Here is a 14919-nt window from a genome sequence, read left to right on the forward strand (position 1 = left end):
TTATACGGCGGCAGGAACGGAGGAACAGAGGCGATGAAACATACCGATACCGTCGTTTATGAAGCGGCGCGAATTTTGGCAGTGCCCGATCGGACATTGCCGGAACGAAAGCGGGTGCCGGCGGGCTGGTCGGCCGTCCCGATCGGACCTGCAGGACACGAATTGAAACTGGCATGGAGCGGCTTGGCCCTGCAGCCGCTTCTTGCTAGCCCGCACACCAGCGCCAGATTGCGTGTGACCATCGCGGTCGAAATGCGGGAAGTGCTGTTTGTAGAAGCCTACTTGCTGGAATCCGGAGAGCGGCTTGGTTCATTCGATATTCGCTATGCGTATGTGTTTCAGCCGTTCGAGCTGCCGCTTAGTTTGCAGCAGGTCGAAGCCGTGATTCGGCAAGGAATCGGACTGCGCATCATCGAGACGGATGCAACGTTATGGGTGTTTGACGGCTTGCAGAACGACGAGGCGCGGCGCTTTTTTACGCCGCACCTCATGCTTGCGGAGCAAGGACGCCCGATCGGACAGTTTCAGAAACGGATGCTGTCGCTGGACAGTTTGCAGCCATTCGGCTGGCTGGAAGGTTGCGTGCTTGACGGGTTGTATGCGCTGCGGCAGGTGACGGACGCGAACCGGGTGGAGCAGGTCCTCGACAGTCATTTGAGCGAGTATGTGACCGAGGACGGGCAGCTTCGTTACGAGGATCTGCACGGCGTCCCTTCCGACGGCCGTTTTTCCGGCATCGAGAGTACGCTGCCCATCGCCGTCATTGCGAAGCGGCAGCCGGATCATCCGCTAGTGAAACAACTCGTCGCCTACTGGGCTGCCCATCTGGTGGACGACAAAGGGGTACTGTCCGCCGAAAGCTCCATTACGGCGGAAGGCGCCTATACGATGGCCTACCCGATGGCCGTTCTCGCATCCCGGCTTCAGAGTAAAGAGCTGGCACAGCTCGCAATCCGTCAGCTCCTGCTCCGCCGGCAGAAACTGGTCGACGGACGAGACTTGTACGGCATCGTGTCCAATGGTGGAGACAGGCGCATCATGCGAAACTGGGCGCGTTCGTATACCTGGTATATGCTCGGCTTCGTCCGAACGTGGATGGAGCTGCAGCATGCCCCTTATGCGGCCGAAATTTCCGGCATGGAGGAATTGACAGCCGAATTCCGGCGTATCGCTGACATTGTCGTTTCCCTGCGCGAGCCGGAAGGGCTGTGGTCCTGCTTTCTCGGGGAGCCGGAAACCGGGATCGAAACTTCGGGATCGGCCGGGATCGCCGCCGCACTGGCGCTTGGCGCGCGGCATGGCTTGCTGCCGCCAGCTTCGTTGGATGCGGCTCGAGAGGCGATGCAAGCGCTGGAGGCGTACGTGACGCCGGACGGCCTGCTGCACGGCGTTTGCCAGCATAACTGCGGAGGCCTCGTGCTGCAGCGCGGCGGATACCGGGTGCTGTCTCAGATGGGGATGGGATTGCTCGCGCAATTGTACGCTGCCGTCCACACGGAGTCTCTGGAAGTTATCTGATCTTAATGTCCCCCAAGCAAAAAGCTTTGAAGATCGCCGCCACCGCGCGGGATTTCCAAAGTTTTTTGCCTTTTTTATGTCTGCTTAGTCCAATAACCCTAATGATTCTAACTCGCGTTATTCGCGACACATTGTCCGAAGGCGACACAAATGAAGATTTACAGTCCCAGGAAAGTTTTATATAATGAGTATGCAATAGTCGGATACAATGTCTCTTTATAAGAGACGACGAATTCAATAGACATTCGGGGGAGATGGAGAATCTCATGACAGAGCTGCGTAAAGACGGCAGCGCCGCAGCCGGTCCGCTCGTACGGACGGACAACATCCGTCTCGCCATGCTCGGCATGGTTGACGGCAATGGCCACCCGTTTTCGTGGAGCGCGATCTTTAACGGGTACGATCCGGAAGCGATGAAAGCTTGCCCGTACGCGGCCATACCGGGGTACTTGAACAAAGAGCCGGCGCATACGCTCCGTATTGGGGGAGCAAGCGTCACCCACATCTGGACGGACGATCCGCAGGATGCCGCCCATGTGGCCCGATGCTCGCTCATCCCGCATACGGTGTCCCGCCCGGAGGACGTGATCGGCCATGTGGATGCGGTTTTTATCGCTACCGATAAAGGCCACGAGCATGTCGCGCGCTGCCGCCCGTTCGTGGAGGCGGGCATTCCCGTCTTCGTCGATAAGCCGCTCGTCGAGGGCGAGGAGGACCTGCTCGTCTTCGCCGATTGGGTGCGGAGCGGGAAAGCGATTTTATCGTCGAGCAGCATGCGCTACAGCAAAGAATTTATGCCCTACCGGATCTCGACGAGCAGCCTAGGAGACATTCGCTTCGCCTCGATTACGACGCCGAAGTCGTGGGAGCGCTACGGTATCCATGCTCTCGAAGCGATTTATCCGATATTTGGGCCGGGCTTCGTTTCCGTGCGCAATACGGGAAGCTCGGACCGCAACGTCGTACACATCAAACACGCCTGCGGCGCGGATATCGTCGCTGTCGCCTCCTCCGATATGTACGGCGCTTTCGGCTTGCTCCAGCTGTGCGGCACGGCCGGCAACGCCTTCGTGCAGCATCAGGATACGTTTTATTCGTTCAAGGCTCAGCTTCAGGCGTTCGTCGATTATTTGCGCACCGGATGCCGTCCGTTCCCGTGGGAAGAAACGGTAGAACTGATGAAGCTGGTCATCGCCGGCATCCGCAGCCGCGAGGAAGGCGGACGGGAAGTGGCGCTTGATGAAATCGCCCCTTCATTGCCGCTTCGCTGATGATGTGGCGGCAGTCCGGCTGATCTTCAGCCGGGTCGAGCTCGCCGTTTTCGTTTCAATCGACAAAGGGAGGACTACAACATGCCGGAGAAATATACAATGCGCCCGAGCCGGGTGCTGGAAAAGCTTAGAAAAGGCGAGGTCGCCTATGCGACCAAATTGAATCTTGGAGATGCGAGAGCCGCCGAAATCGCGGCCATGAGCGGATTCGATTGCATCTGGACCGATATGGAGCATGTCCCGAACGACTGGTCCGCCGTCGAGAAGCAAATTCTCGCCGCCAAGGCGCACGGCGTCGATACGGTCGTCCGCGTCGCGCGCGGCAGCTACAGCGATCTGGTGCGCCCGCTCGAGATGGACGCCACGGCCGTTATGGTGCCGCATATTATGAGCCTGAGCGATGCGAAATCGGTCGTTCGCTGCACGAAGTTTTACCCGCTCGGCATGAGACCCGTTGACGGCGGCAATGCGGACGGAGCTTATTGCAACATCGAGCTTGCCGATTATTTGCAGCAGGCGAATGCGGAGCGGTTCAACATTTTGCAGATCGAGGACGTCGAGCCGCTGGACGAATTGGAGGACATTATCGCACTTCCCGGACTGGATATGATCTTTTTCGGACCAGGCGATTTCAGCCAGTCGATCGGGGCGCCGGGGCAGATGGATCACCCGCTCATCGGCGAAACGCGCAAACGGATCGCAGAGCTGGCGGCGAAACACGGCAAATTCGCGGGCACCGTTGGTTCGACGGCGAGCAGCGAGGAACTGATCGCAATGGGCTACCGTTTTATTAGCGTAGGCGCAGACGTCGTAGCATTGAGCCAATATTTTCGCAATATCGTTCGCGAGCTGCACAAGCAGGAGGAGATTCGCGTGAACGGCGTCTATGCGGACCGGAAGGAGAAGGTGTCGCCATGAGCCGGAACGTTCTGCAATCGTTTTCGCTGGAAGGCAAGGTGGCGCTCGTCACCGGCGGCGCCGGCTTGTACGGCCGCCAAATCGCCATGGCGCTGGCCCAGGCTGGAGCCGTTACGAATATGACCTCGCGCAATCGCGAACAGCTGCCGGAGCTTGTGCAGAGCTTTGCGGACGAAGGGGTCTCCGTTCAGGCACACTGCTTCGATCAGGAGAGCGAGGAATCGGTACTGGCGCTGCGCGACCGGATGATGGCGGAGCACGGCCGTATCGACATTCTCGTCAACAATGCGGTGGCACGGACGATGAGCTCCTGGGACGATCCGCTCGAAGCGTTCGACAAAAGCATGCGCATCAACGCGTCGGGCTTATTCGCCGTGACCCGGGCGTTCGGAGATAGGATGGCCGAACAGGGTTCCGGCTCGATTATTAACATCGGCTCCATTCAGGGTATGGTCGGGCCGGACGGCTCGCTTTATAAAGATATGGGCTTCCACGGATTCGTGCCGGACTATTTTTTCCATAAAGGCGGCATGCTCAACTTCACCCGGTTCGTAGCGAGCTATTACGGTCCGAAAAATGTCCGCTGCAACTGTCTCAGCCCCGGCGGACTCGCTTCGCACCGGACGCCGCAGACGTTTGTGGAGCGGTATTCGGAGCGGACGCTGCTTGGCAGAATGGCCGGCGATACGGATCTGATGGGGAGTATCGTGTTTCTCGCTTCCGACGCCTCGGCGTACGTGACGGGCGCGAACCTGATGGTGGACGGCGGATATACGGCCAAATAGGCCTAAGAAGCGGACGAACGCAGGGTGAACACCTGATAAAGGAGAATGAACTATGCCCAATCAGATTATGCCATCGGAGGCGGGCACCGACCTCTTGTCGAAATTGACGCTGGGAACCGTGCAGCTCGGCATTCCCTACGGCATTCATAACCGCAGCGGGATGCCTTCGGAGGAGAGCAGCTTCGAGCTGCTGCAGCTGGCGTGGGAAGGCGGGGTCACCTCGTATGATACGGCGGCCGCCTACGGCGAATCGGAATCGCTGCTCGGCCGTTTTTTTCACGGCAAGCAATCGCTAGTCACGACCAAAATTCATTTGCGGCCGGAGCCGGGAGCAACCGGCACGGAGATCGAGCGGGCGATGCGCGAACGTGTGGAAAGCTCGCTTGAGCGGCTTCAGCTTTCCTCCGTCCCGATTTTGATGCTGCATAATACGGATGTGATGGAGACGTTCGGCGGGCCGATAACGGCTTCGTTCGAGGCGTTAAAGCGCGATGGCTTGATCGCGAAGGCGGGCATTTCCGTTTCGCAGAACACGCCGGACGAATACCGCTCGTTATGGCCTTACTTGCAAAACGATACGTACGAGGCGGTGCAGCTTCCGATGAACGTGCTCGATCACCGTCCGCTGCGTAACGGCTGTGTATCCATGCTTGCGGAGGCGGGCAAAACCGTATTCGTCCGCAGCCTGTTTCTGCAAGGGCTCCTGTATATGAAGGACGAGGATCTTCCTCCCCGGCTTGGGGCGGCGCAGGAGCCGCTTGCGAAACTGCGGGCTTTATCGGAGAAATACGGAGTTTCGCTTCCGCAGCTTGCGGTGTCGTTCATCCGCGATCTGGACGGGGTGAACAGCCTTGTCATTGGGGCGGAAACGAAAGACCAGGTGCGGGACAATATCGCCCTTGTCGAAGGGCCGTCGATTCCGGAAGCCATGCGGGAAGAGATTGCAGTCGCATTCGCGGACGTCCCGGAGCAGGTAATTACGCCAATCATGTGGAAGTAAAACAAACAAGATTCGACGAATTCCGGCAGCGACTCGCTGGAAGGCAAGGAAGGCTTAAAAGTGGACAAACAGAGGGAAGGGGAGGAAAGCCGATGAACCTATACCGCATTGGGATTCGCCGTTTTCACGACACGACGCTTGCGAAAAAGATGTGGCTGTCCGTCGCTTTCGTTTCGCTGCTCACATTGACGACTTTTGCCATCTTGTCGTCGACCCAGATCAAGATGCTCATTACGAAGCGCGAAGGCAAAGTAATGGTGCAGCAGATCGAATATTACACGACCAGCATCAATCACTATTTCCAGAACATCCAGAAGTCCGCCCAGGTGCTGCTATACAGCCCGGACATTCAAGAGAAGTTCAGCGGCGACATGTCCCAGCTGAGCGGCTCCGAGCGGATTCGGGCCTACAACGAAGTGTACAACCAGCTGCACCGGATGTGGGATAATTTGTACGGAATCGACGCGATCTATTTGATCGACCGGTACCAGAACGTGTTCAAAATCAGCGTAGAGGACGCGAATATGCCGACGTTCCTCACCGGCGAGGAATTCGCGCGGCAGGGGTGGTACGACCGGCTCGGCAAATCGGACGGCTCCTCCTACTGGTCCTTCGTTAAGTGGGATGATCGAAGAGCGTCGATCATGATGTTTAACGCGATGTACAATAAATCCGATTTGTCGCTTATCGGCCATCTGGTCATCTCGGTGTCGCCGGTCGTGTTCGACGGCTTCCTGTCGGCGCTTGATATGGGAGATGGGACGAACAGCATCGTCGACTCTTCGGGAATCGCTTACACTTCAGGCCGCGGCATCGCTTCCGGCTCTCCCGTCGACTTGTCGGCTTTGACCGGCGAGGAGGGGTATACGTTCGTCGAACGCGGCGGAGAGCCCTACATGGTCGCTTACGCCAAAAACAAACTGACTGGCTGGACGTTCGTACACTCCATACCGCAGCGCATCGTGCTGAAAGATTTGAAAAACGTCAATACGCTGTGGCTGTTCTTCCTGTTCGTTTCGATCCTGCTTATGACCGTCGTTTCGGCTTTCCTGCTCCGTACGATTACGGGGCCGCTTCGCAAGCTGGTGAAGCTCGTCCGCGAAGTGGAACGCGGCAAACTGAGCGGGCGGTTCCGTGTGCAGTACAAGGATGAGCTCGGCAAGCTCGGGCACGCCTTCAACCATATGCTCGACAAGCTGGAGGAGGGCATTCCGCTCATCCGAGAGAAGCTGATCCGTTCACTGCTCGAGCGCCATATGAGCGAGGAGGAGCTTCGGGAATACGAGCGGAAGCTCGACTTTCGTTTCGAGCGGCCGTTTTTCCAGGTGATGCTGCTGTATGTACGCGAGCCCGAACCCGGTAATGAAAACGTTTTACAGGCGGCGGAAACGGCCGTGCGCGAGTTGGAGCAGCACGGAGGCATCATTACCGATCGTCTGGCGGCGAACCAATTTTGCCTCATCTTGAATTGTCCCGAGAATGAGGCGCTGGCACTGCTGGAAGGGCTTATGGAGCAGTTACGGGGCGAGTGCGACCTCACCCCGTACGCCTTTGTCGGCAGCGGTTACGACAGTATTCAATTTGTCAAAAACTCGTTCGAGGAAGCGAAAACGCTGCTCAAATACCGGATCAGCGACCGGATGGAAGCGGAGCCGTCCGTCTTTTTTACCGGAGACGCCTGGGAACACCAATATCCCGACTCGTTCGAAAACCGGATGTTGTATTATTTGGACGAAGGCGATTTCGACATGTGCGCGGCCGTTATGGAAGAATTGATCGCCCTGATCCGTATGAAGCCGATTGCCCCTCCGGTGATGAATACGTTTCTGACGGCGCTTCATAATCATCTGAACAAACAGCTGATCCAATTCGGCGACGAGGAGAGCCGGCTGGACACGGACTGGCTCGGCAAACTGGACCGGCGCCTGTCGCTGGAGCCGTTCGAGAAAAACGGAAGGGACTTCGTCGCGCTCGCGCGCAGACGGCTCGGTCCGCTGCTTCAGAAGCGGGTCAAGCTGAGCCCGAATATCGAGAGAGGGGTTCATCTCGTTCGGGAGCAGTACGGCAATCCGAACCTCAGTGTCGATTATGCGGCAAGGCTGCTCGGTTTGAACGCAAACTACTTCAGCCAGCTGTTCAAAAAAGAAGTCGGGGTTGGCTTCGCCGAATACGTCGGCGGATTGCGGATGGAGCAGGCGCAGAAGCTGCTCCGCGAAACGCCGCTGAAAATCAAAGAGGTGGCCGACAAGGTCGGCTTCGCCGATTCGCATTACTTCGGCGTCTGGTTCAAGGACAATACCGGCTTGACGCCCTCTCAATTCCGCAAAGGCAGTCCGCTCAAGGAGCAACTTCCGCAGACGGATTCGCCGCAAGGCCGGACATCGGTTCATTAGGTAGGCGATCAGAGGAATCCCCCCGATACCTGACGATTTTCACCTACCGTCTCCCTTCGGTTCCGTGCTACGCTCCAATGGCAAGCAAGGTTTCGCTTGCCAAAGCTACGTAGAAGATCAGGAGGGACGACGATGGGGAAATTTTGGAACTTGAAGTTCCGACGAGAACTAAGCGGCTGGCTGTTCGTGTTGCCCATGCTGCTTTTTTTTGCTTCCTTTGTGGTGTATCCGATTTTGTCCTCAGTTTGGGGCAGCTTGTACGCGTTCGATTATGCCGGCTACACGTTTGCGGGACTTGACAATTACAAGCAGCTGCTCGGGGATTCTTTGTTCTGGAAAGCGGTGTGGAACACAATCGTATTCGTGCTGTACTTGGTGCCGTCGATCACGTTTTTGGCTTTGTTTCTGGCGGCTCTTATACACCGGTATCCGCAGAAGATGCAGTCTTTTTTCAAGGCGGCCTTTTATGTACCCGGCGTTACCTCAATCGTCAGCCTGGCGATGGTATGGGAGTATATGTACAACAACCAGTTCGGACTCGGCAACTATTTGCTGAAGCGGTTCGGCTTGCCGCCCGTTAATTTTCTCGGTTCCGAATACGCTTACACGTCGCTTGCGCTCATTTTGGTGACAATATCGCTCGGAGCTTCGCTGGTTGTGTTTTCCGCCGCGCTCGGCGGCATTCCGAAAGATTTGTACGAATCCGCTTCGCTGGACGGAGCGACCGGGACGCAGACGTTTTTCCGCATTACGCTCCCGATGCTGAAGCCGTCGGTGCTGTACGTCGTCGTTACGTCGACGATTGGCGCCTTCCAGGTGTTCGCGATCATTTTGCTCATGACCGGGGGAGGACCGGCTTACAAAACGACGACGATTTTAATGCTCATTTACCGGGAAGCATTCATTAATATGAATTTCGGCATTGCCAACGCCATGGGCATCATGCTCTGTCTGCTCATTTGCCTGATCGCGTTCCTCCAATTCAAACTGCTCAAATCCGACGTGGAATATTGAAGGGGGCGTACGCGACATGATCCGAAAAATACCGGTTTTTGCAGGAAACGTCGTTTTGTGGGCAAGCACGCTGTTCTTTTTGTGGCCGATGTATTGGATGCTGGTCGGTTCGTTCAAACAGCTTAAGGTGGCGCTGCAAATTCCGCCGGAATGGTTTCCGAAGCAGCCGACACTCGAAAATTTCAGCATTCTTGTGTTTGATTTTCCGCTGCTGCGCTGGCTGTACAACAGCATGTTCATCTCCGTCGCCGCTACGCTGCTCGTCGTCGTCGTCAGTGCGCTTGCCGCTTACGCCTTCGCCAAAGTGCCGTTCAAAGGGTCAAAATGGCTGTTTGCGGCGATGATCGCTTCGATGTCGATACCGCATACGGTGCTGCTCATTCCGCTGTTCCAGATGATGAACAAGCTGGGCCTGACGAACACGTTGTGGGGCGTGCTGCTGCCGCTCGTCGGCTGGCCGTTCGGCGTCTTCCTGCTCAAGCAGTTCATGTCGACGCTGCCCGGCGCTTTGATCGAGGCGGCGAAGATCGACGGCTGCAACCAGTGGCAGACGTTCTCGCGGGTTATGCTCCCGCTGGCCAAACCGGGCCTCGCCGTACTCGGCATCTTCACGTTCGTCAACTCGTGGAACGACTATGTGTGGCAGGTAGTCATGTTGAAGGACAAAATGATGTATACGCTGCCCGTCGGCGTAAAAATCGCGAGACAAGTGCAGGAGGTCGATATCAATTACGGCGTGGCGATGGCCGGCGCCTTGTGCGCGACGCTGCCGGTGCTGCTCGTGTTCCTGTTCTTCCAGCGGTTTTTCACGCAGGGCATCACGTTCGGCGCTTTGAAGGGGTAAGACGAATCCAGGGCAAGGAGGTAGGCAAAATGAGCAAAAGCCGCATTCAGGCTATCCTAAATGCAATGCTGGTTACACCCCGCTCAGTCATAGAGGACGGAGTGGTGCTGATCGAAGATGAACGGATTGCGGACTGCGGTCCGAAGCAGGCGGTGACGATTCCCGAAGACGCGGCGGTGATCGACGCCGCAGGCCGGTACGTCGGGCCGGGTTTTATCGATATTCACTGTCACGGCGGAGGAGGCTTCTGGTCATGGGAGGAGCCGTATTTGTTCGCCATGTCCCATCTGAGGCATGGCACGACCGCGATCTTGCCGACGCTCGTTTACAACCAGAGCCGGGAGGACATGCTGGAGGGCGTGCGCAACATATTGCAGGTCGGCAGCCGGCCCTACAGCTCAGCCATCGCCGGCATTCATATGGAAGGGCCGTTTATCAATCCGAAGTACGGGGCGATTACGTCGCCGATTCGCCCGGTGGAACCGGACGAATACGGGGAGCTGCTGGCGCTGGCCGGCGATCGGATCAAAGTATGGACGCTCGCGCCGGAGCTTCCGGGACAAGCCGAATTTGCGGATGCGGCTTCGAAGTACGGTATCACCTTGTCGGTCGGGCATTCGGAAGCCGACGCGGATACGATTTTCTCGTTCGTCCGCAAAGGGCTGCAGATCGGCTGCCACTGCACGAACGCTACGGGAACGACCCCGTCTCCTTCCCGCTACGGGGGAACGAGGGAAGTCGGCGTCGACGAAGCGGTGCTCGTCCATGACGATCTGTACGCCGAGGTGATTCCCGACGCGAAGGGCTTGCACGTGCGGCCGTTGATGTGCCGGCTGATCCACAAGACGAAAGGAACGGACCGCGTCATCATCATTACCGATGCGATCGACGAAGCCGGACTTCCGGCCGGTGAAGGCGATATGTACGAGGACGTGCGCTTCATCGAAGGAGTCGGCTTGTCCGGGAGCCGGCTGACGATGGACCGGGCGGTGCGCAATATGATGCGCCATACCGGAGCGGGCATCGTGGACGCCTTCATTATGGCCTCGCTGAATCCGGCTAAGGTGCTGAAGCTGGACAGCGAGATGGGCAGCCTGGAAAAGGGGAAGCTGGCGAATCTCGTCATCGTTTCCGAATCGATTGAGGTGGATCGGGTGCTGCTTCGCGGGGAAACCGTTCGTTAGCCGAAACTAGGCGGACGGATGCCTATTTTGACAAGTTCTTTTTCACCGATTAAGGTTAAAATGGTAAGAATTCGCCCGGTTCTGATCAATCCAACCCAAACCTTACGAATTTAACCTTCTTTGCAGCGCTCGTTCTATGGTACTTTTGCCACATGTTCCAAGGCAGTCACGGCTTACGCAAAAGCCGCCATCAGGAACGAGACATGATTATAGGGAGGGTTTACAGATGATCAATTTTGGGAGTTCCGGCAAGTGGAGCATAAGGCGTACAGTCGCTTTGCCCTTGGCGCTCGCGCTGTCCGTTTTCGCTTCCGGCTGCGGCGCCGGCTCGGGGAACGGTTCGTCCGCAGGGACCGAAGCGAAGCCCGGCCAGTCGCAAACGGCAAACGAGAAGGATGAGAAAGCCGAGCTTACGCTCTGGATGACGCAGACGGGAACGCTGAAGGCCGGACAGAAGCCGGGGGAATGGGTCAAGGAAGATTTGGTGCCCGAGTGGAATAAGCTGTACCCGAATATCAAGATCAACGTGGAGATCATTCCGTTCGACGGCATCAATGAAAAAATTACGACCGCTATCGCATCCGGTACGGCGCCGAATCTGTTGTTCGATACTCCCGTCCGCACGCTCGCTTACGCACAGATGGGAGCGCTTGCACCACTGAACGACGTCATTCCGGCAAACGATATGGAGCAGATCAAGAAAAATTCGGACGTCATGAAGATGGTGTCCGTCGGCGGAAATATCGTCACGATGCCGTATTCGGCAACCGTATCGGCGCTCATCCTGAACAAATCGCTATGGAAGGAAGCCGGGGCGGAACAGCTGCTGCCGAAGGACGAATACCGCACGTGGACCCCGGATGAATTCAGGGCCGCGTTGAAAGCGGTTGCGAACAAAGATAAAGGTGTCTACGTCATGACCTTGTTTGCGCTGAACGAGCAGGGCGACCAGCTGTACAACAACACGATGGTCGCTTTCGGAGCGAAGCTGTTTAACGGCGATTATTCCAAATATACGGCCGGCGACAGCGCGGCCTCCGAGCAATCCCTCGCCTTCTTCAATTCGCTCGTTGCCGAAGGACTCGTTTATCCGCATCCGGAGACGATTTCCGCGGTCAATGCGCTCGATTACTGGAAGCAGCGCAAGAACGGTATCGTCGTAGCAGGCACGTCGCATGCGGATTTGGTCAAAAACGGGCTGAAGGACGGCTCCGTCATCGGACCGCACGAATATATGTACGTCAACTACCCGTCACCGACCAAAGGCCAATCCGCGCTCAAAATGGAATTCGGCTTCGGCGTCGTGTTTAAAAACAAAGACGCCTTGAAGGAGAAATGGGCGAAAAAGTTTTTGTACTGGTCGCAAACGCAAAACCAGATTTATTCCGAGGCGACCAAGGCGTTCAACCCGTTCGGAACGGCGCCGAACTGGACGAAGGACGATCCCGAGCTGCAGTTCCTGTTCAAGCTGACGACCAAAGCGAAAGAATGGCCGGTCGTCGATCCGGGCTGGGGCATTAAAGGGTATCCGGAAATGCGCGCCGCGATGTTCCCGGAAATCCAACGGATGTTTATTAAGGAAGCGACGCCGAAGCAAACGATGGACAACATATCGAAGAAGTTCAACGACGTTATTAAGAAATACAACAAATAACGGTTCCGTCCCTAAGGCCGCGGACCGCCCGAATCGTTCCAGTTAACGATTGCCGGTGCGGTCCGCGTTCGCTGTAATCCGCAGTTTTTTTAGTACATAAAATTTGATATAATATAACGTAACACGATAAGAGACTGCGGATTGATACGCGACGTTTCAGCTTAAAGGAGACCTCCCATGGAAGATAAAAAACCGGCAAAAGACGCCCCTTACTTCATGATCCAATCCGTTGACCGCACGCTGATGATCTTGCAAAGCTTCATTGACGAGAGGCGTCCTCTCGGCGTCAGTGAAATCGCACGCAAGCTGAATTTGAACAAAAGCGTCGTTCACCGGCTTATGCTGACGCTGCTGTCCCAAGGCTACCTCGAGCAATTGAAAAATACGGATAAATATATGGTCGGGCCGAAGACGTTCGAGCTGGGCTCCGTTTATACGAATTCGACAAGTCTTGTGGACGAAGGCAAAAAAGTATTGATCGAGCTCGTTGACCGGATCGGCTTCACGGCGCATTTGGCGATCCTGGAGAAAGATTCGGTGCTGTACCTCGTCAACGTGGAGCCGGACCATTTGAAATATTTGTTCGGCTCGGTCGGGCAGCGCAGACCGGTGTATTATACGGCGCTTGGCAAATGTTTGACGGCATGGCTGCCGGAGGAGAAAATTCTCAAGGTGATGGAAAACTGTACGTTCGAGAAATTGACGGACAACACGATTACATCGCTGGAGGCGTTTCTGAAGGAGCTCGAGCAAGTCCGGCAGGTCGGCTTTGCCGTCGACAACGAGGAAGGAAGCTTCGGCGTCCGCTGCTTTGCGGCGCCGATCCGCAACAAGGATGGGGATGTTGTGGCGGCGATCAGCGCAAGCGGTTATGGCGTGGCGGAGGAGAAGATGAACGAGATCGGTATTACGGTCAAAAGCCTCGCCTCGCAGCTGTCACGGCGCATCGGGTATTTCGCGAATCCGTAAAATACCCCCATAAAACCGACTTATAAAATCTAAAGATGTAAACAAAGGACCCTGAGTTTGCGCCGATTGGCGCAAGACCAGGGTCCTTTTATTTGTTGCAAGCGTACAAGCTTCAGAACGTTGTGTCGATCGTAGCCCCGCCGAGACACGTTTCTCCGTCGTAAAACACAACCGCCTGTCCAGGCGTTATCGCTTTCTGCGGCTTGTCGAAGGCGATCTCGCAGCGGCCGTCGCCGAGGAATCGCAGCGTGATGCCTTGATCGGGCTGACGATAGCGGAACTTGGCCGTGCATGTGATGGGTGAATCCGGCAGCGACGGAGCGATCCAGTTCAGATCGGTTGCAAGCAGCCCTGCCGAATACAGCCGGGAGTCCTGTTCACCCTGTACGACGTACAAGATATTGCGCTCCAGATCCTTGCCCGCTACGAACCAAGGCTCACCTGTGCCGGAGCCGCCGATGCCGAGCCCCTGGCGCTGGCCGAGCGTGTAGTACATCAAACCGTCGTGGCGGCCCTTCAGCTCGCCGTCGTACGTGCGAATATCTCCCGGCTTGGCTGGCAAATAGTGACCGAGGAATTCCTTGAAGTTGCGTTCGCCGATAAAACATACGCCGGTGCTGTCCTTTTTCTTCGCCGTGGCAAGTCCGGCTTCAAGCGCGATTTTACGCACCTCCGCCTTCGGCAAATGTCCGATCGGGAACATCGCCTTGGACAACTGCTCCTGATTCAGCGCGTTCAGGAAATACGTCTGATCCTTGTTCGAATCGACTCCCCGCAGCAGCTTGTAAACGCCGTTTTGGCTTTCGACTCTAGCATAATGTCCCGTCGCCAAATAGTCGGCGCCGAGGGTTAGCGCTTTTTGCAAAAATTCGCCGAACTTGATCTCGCGGTTGCACATGACGTCCGGGTTCGGCGTGCGGCCTTTGCGGTATTCGTCGAGAAAATACGCAAATACTTTCTCGGAGTATTCTTTCTCGAAATTAACGGTATAAAACGGGATGTCGATCTGGGCGCACACGCGGCGCACGTCCTCGGCGTCGTCCTCGGCGGTGCAGTGGCCGAACTCGTCGGTGTCGTCCCAGTTTTTCATGAAAATGCCGATCACGTCGAAACCTTGCTGCTTGAGCAGCAGCGCCGTGACGGACGAATCGACTCCGCCCGACATGCCGACGACGATCCGCGTATTCGCGTTGTTTGCTGCCATGATGCTTACCTCTTTCTCTTCGATTCGCAAAACGTTTCTTTTAACGTTACAGACAAACATGCTGCTTTGCGGCACCACTGATGAATGAAAATATTGTCCATACTGGTACTGGGCTGGCGAAGGTAGGTCGTACTTTCTTGGTGTCACGAACCCGTGTTACAGACG

General features: G+C 56.4%; 12 protein-coding genes. 11 read left to right on the plus strand and 1 reads right to left on the minus strand.

Annotation, left to right across the window (positions count from 1 at the left end):
• The first annotated feature begins 33 nt into the window (after positions 1 to 33).
• The 11 genes from D7M11_RS30515 (at position 34) to D7M11_RS30565 (ending at position 13550) form a co-directional block, all read left to right on the plus strand.
• Positions 34 to 1518 carry a glycoside hydrolase family 88 protein gene (locus tag D7M11_RS30515; protein WP_120751063.1) on the plus strand — a complete coding sequence of 495 codons (1485 nt, stop codon included), beginning with the start codon at positions 34 to 36 and terminating at the stop codon, positions 1516 to 1518.
• 266 nt (positions 1519 to 1784) lie between these two features.
• On the plus strand, positions 1785 to 2789 hold the full coding sequence (locus tag D7M11_RS30520) for a Gfo/Idh/MocA family oxidoreductase (protein WP_120751064.1): 1005 nt from the start codon (positions 1785 to 1787) through the stop codon (positions 2787 to 2789).
• A gap of 81 nt (positions 2790 to 2870) precedes the next feature.
• On the plus strand, positions 2871 to 3707 hold the full coding sequence (locus tag D7M11_RS30525) for an HpcH/HpaI aldolase family protein (RefSeq protein ID WP_120751065.1): 837 nt from the start codon (positions 2871 to 2873) through the stop codon (positions 3705 to 3707).
• On the plus strand, positions 3704 to 4492 hold the full coding sequence (locus D7M11_RS30530; protein WP_120751066.1) for an SDR family oxidoreductase: 789 nt from the start codon (positions 3704 to 3706) through the stop codon (positions 4490 to 4492). The genes D7M11_RS30525 and D7M11_RS30530 overlap by 4 nt, the downstream gene beginning before the upstream one ends.
• A 52-nt stretch (positions 4493 to 4544) precedes the next feature.
• Entirely contained in the window at positions 4545 to 5492 is a 948-nt protein-coding gene (locus tag D7M11_RS30535) for an aldo/keto reductase (RefSeq protein ID WP_120751067.1), read from the plus strand.
• Positions 5493 to 5584: 92 nt separating this feature from the next.
• Positions 5585 to 7885 (plus strand): helix-turn-helix domain-containing protein, encoded by a 2301-nt coding sequence (locus D7M11_RS30540; protein ID WP_120751068.1) that lies wholly within the window; start codon positions 5585 to 5587, stop codon positions 7883 to 7885.
• 132 nt (positions 7886 to 8017) lie between these two features.
• Complete coding sequence (locus D7M11_RS30545) at positions 8018 to 8899, plus strand: carbohydrate ABC transporter permease (protein ID WP_120751069.1); 882 nt, start codon at positions 8018 to 8020, stop codon at positions 8897 to 8899.
• Between the two features lie 16 nt (positions 8900 to 8915).
• The gene (locus D7M11_RS30550) at positions 8916 to 9743 is read left to right on the plus strand and encodes a carbohydrate ABC transporter permease (RefSeq protein WP_120751070.1); all 828 of its coding nucleotides are present in this window, start codon (positions 8916 to 8918) and stop codon (positions 9741 to 9743) included.
• Positions 9744 to 9772: 29 nt separating this feature from the next.
• A complete protein-coding gene (locus D7M11_RS30555; protein WP_120751071.1) occupies positions 9773 to 10927 on the plus strand; it encodes an N-acetylglucosamine-6-phosphate deacetylase in 1155 nt (384 codons plus the stop codon).
• A 226-nt stretch (positions 10928 to 11153) separates the two neighbouring features.
• Positions 11154 to 12581 (plus strand): ABC transporter substrate-binding protein, encoded by a 1428-nt coding sequence (locus D7M11_RS30560; RefSeq protein ID WP_158606924.1) that lies wholly within the window; start codon positions 11154 to 11156, stop codon positions 12579 to 12581.
• A gap of 177 nt (positions 12582 to 12758) precedes the next feature.
• Positions 12759 to 13550, plus strand: a complete 792-nt coding sequence (locus tag D7M11_RS30565; protein ID WP_120751073.1) for an IclR family transcriptional regulator — start codon at positions 12759 to 12761, stop codon at positions 13548 to 13550.
• A 112-nt stretch (positions 13551 to 13662) separates the two neighbouring features.
• Here the strand turns inward: D7M11_RS30565 and mnmA are convergent, their stop codons facing one another.
• Complete coding sequence (gene mnmA / locus D7M11_RS30570; protein ID WP_120751074.1) at positions 13663 to 14754, minus strand: tRNA 2-thiouridine(34) synthase MnmA; 1092 nt, start codon at positions 14752 to 14754, stop codon at positions 13663 to 13665.
• Between the last annotated feature and the right edge of the window lie 165 nt (positions 14755 to 14919).

Source organism: Paenibacillus ginsengarvi (genome assembly GCF_003626695.1).
Taxonomy (GTDB): Bacteria; Bacillota; Bacilli; order Paenibacillales; family NBRC-103111; genus Paenibacillus_AB; species Paenibacillus_AB ginsengarvi.

Coding starts and splice junctions, on each gene's coding strand:
- D7M11_RS30515 (WP_120751063.1), top strand. CDS start 34: ATGAAACATACCGATACCGTCGTTTATGAAGCGGCGCGAATTTTGGCA.
- D7M11_RS30520 (WP_120751064.1), top strand. CDS start 1,785: ATGACAGAGCTGCGTAAAGACGGCAGCGCCGCAGCCGGTCCGCTCGTA.
- D7M11_RS30525 (WP_120751065.1), top strand. CDS start 2,871: ATGCCGGAGAAATATACAATGCGCCCGAGCCGGGTGCTGGAAAAGCTT.
- D7M11_RS30530 (WP_120751066.1), top strand. CDS start 3,704: ATGAGCCGGAACGTTCTGCAATCGTTTTCGCTGGAAGGCAAGGTGGCG.
- D7M11_RS30535 (WP_120751067.1), top strand. CDS start 4,545: ATGCCCAATCAGATTATGCCATCGGAGGCGGGCACCGACCTCTTGTCG.
- D7M11_RS30540 (WP_120751068.1), top strand. CDS start 5,585: ATGAACCTATACCGCATTGGGATTCGCCGTTTTCACGACACGACGCTT.
- D7M11_RS30545 (WP_120751069.1), top strand. CDS start 8,018: ATGGGGAAATTTTGGAACTTGAAGTTCCGACGAGAACTAAGCGGCTGG.
- D7M11_RS30550 (WP_120751070.1), top strand. CDS start 8,916: ATGATCCGAAAAATACCGGTTTTTGCAGGAAACGTCGTTTTGTGGGCA.
- D7M11_RS30555 (WP_120751071.1), top strand. CDS start 9,773: ATGAGCAAAAGCCGCATTCAGGCTATCCTAAATGCAATGCTGGTTACA.
- D7M11_RS30560 (WP_158606924.1), top strand. CDS start 11,154: ATGATCAATTTTGGGAGTTCCGGCAAGTGGAGCATAAGGCGTACAGTC.
- D7M11_RS30565 (WP_120751073.1), top strand. CDS start 12,759: ATGGAAGATAAAAAACCGGCAAAAGACGCCCCTTACTTCATGATCCAA.
- mnmA (WP_120751074.1), bottom strand. CDS start 14,754: ATGGCAGCAAACAACGCGAATACGCGGATCGTCGTCGGCATGTCGGGC.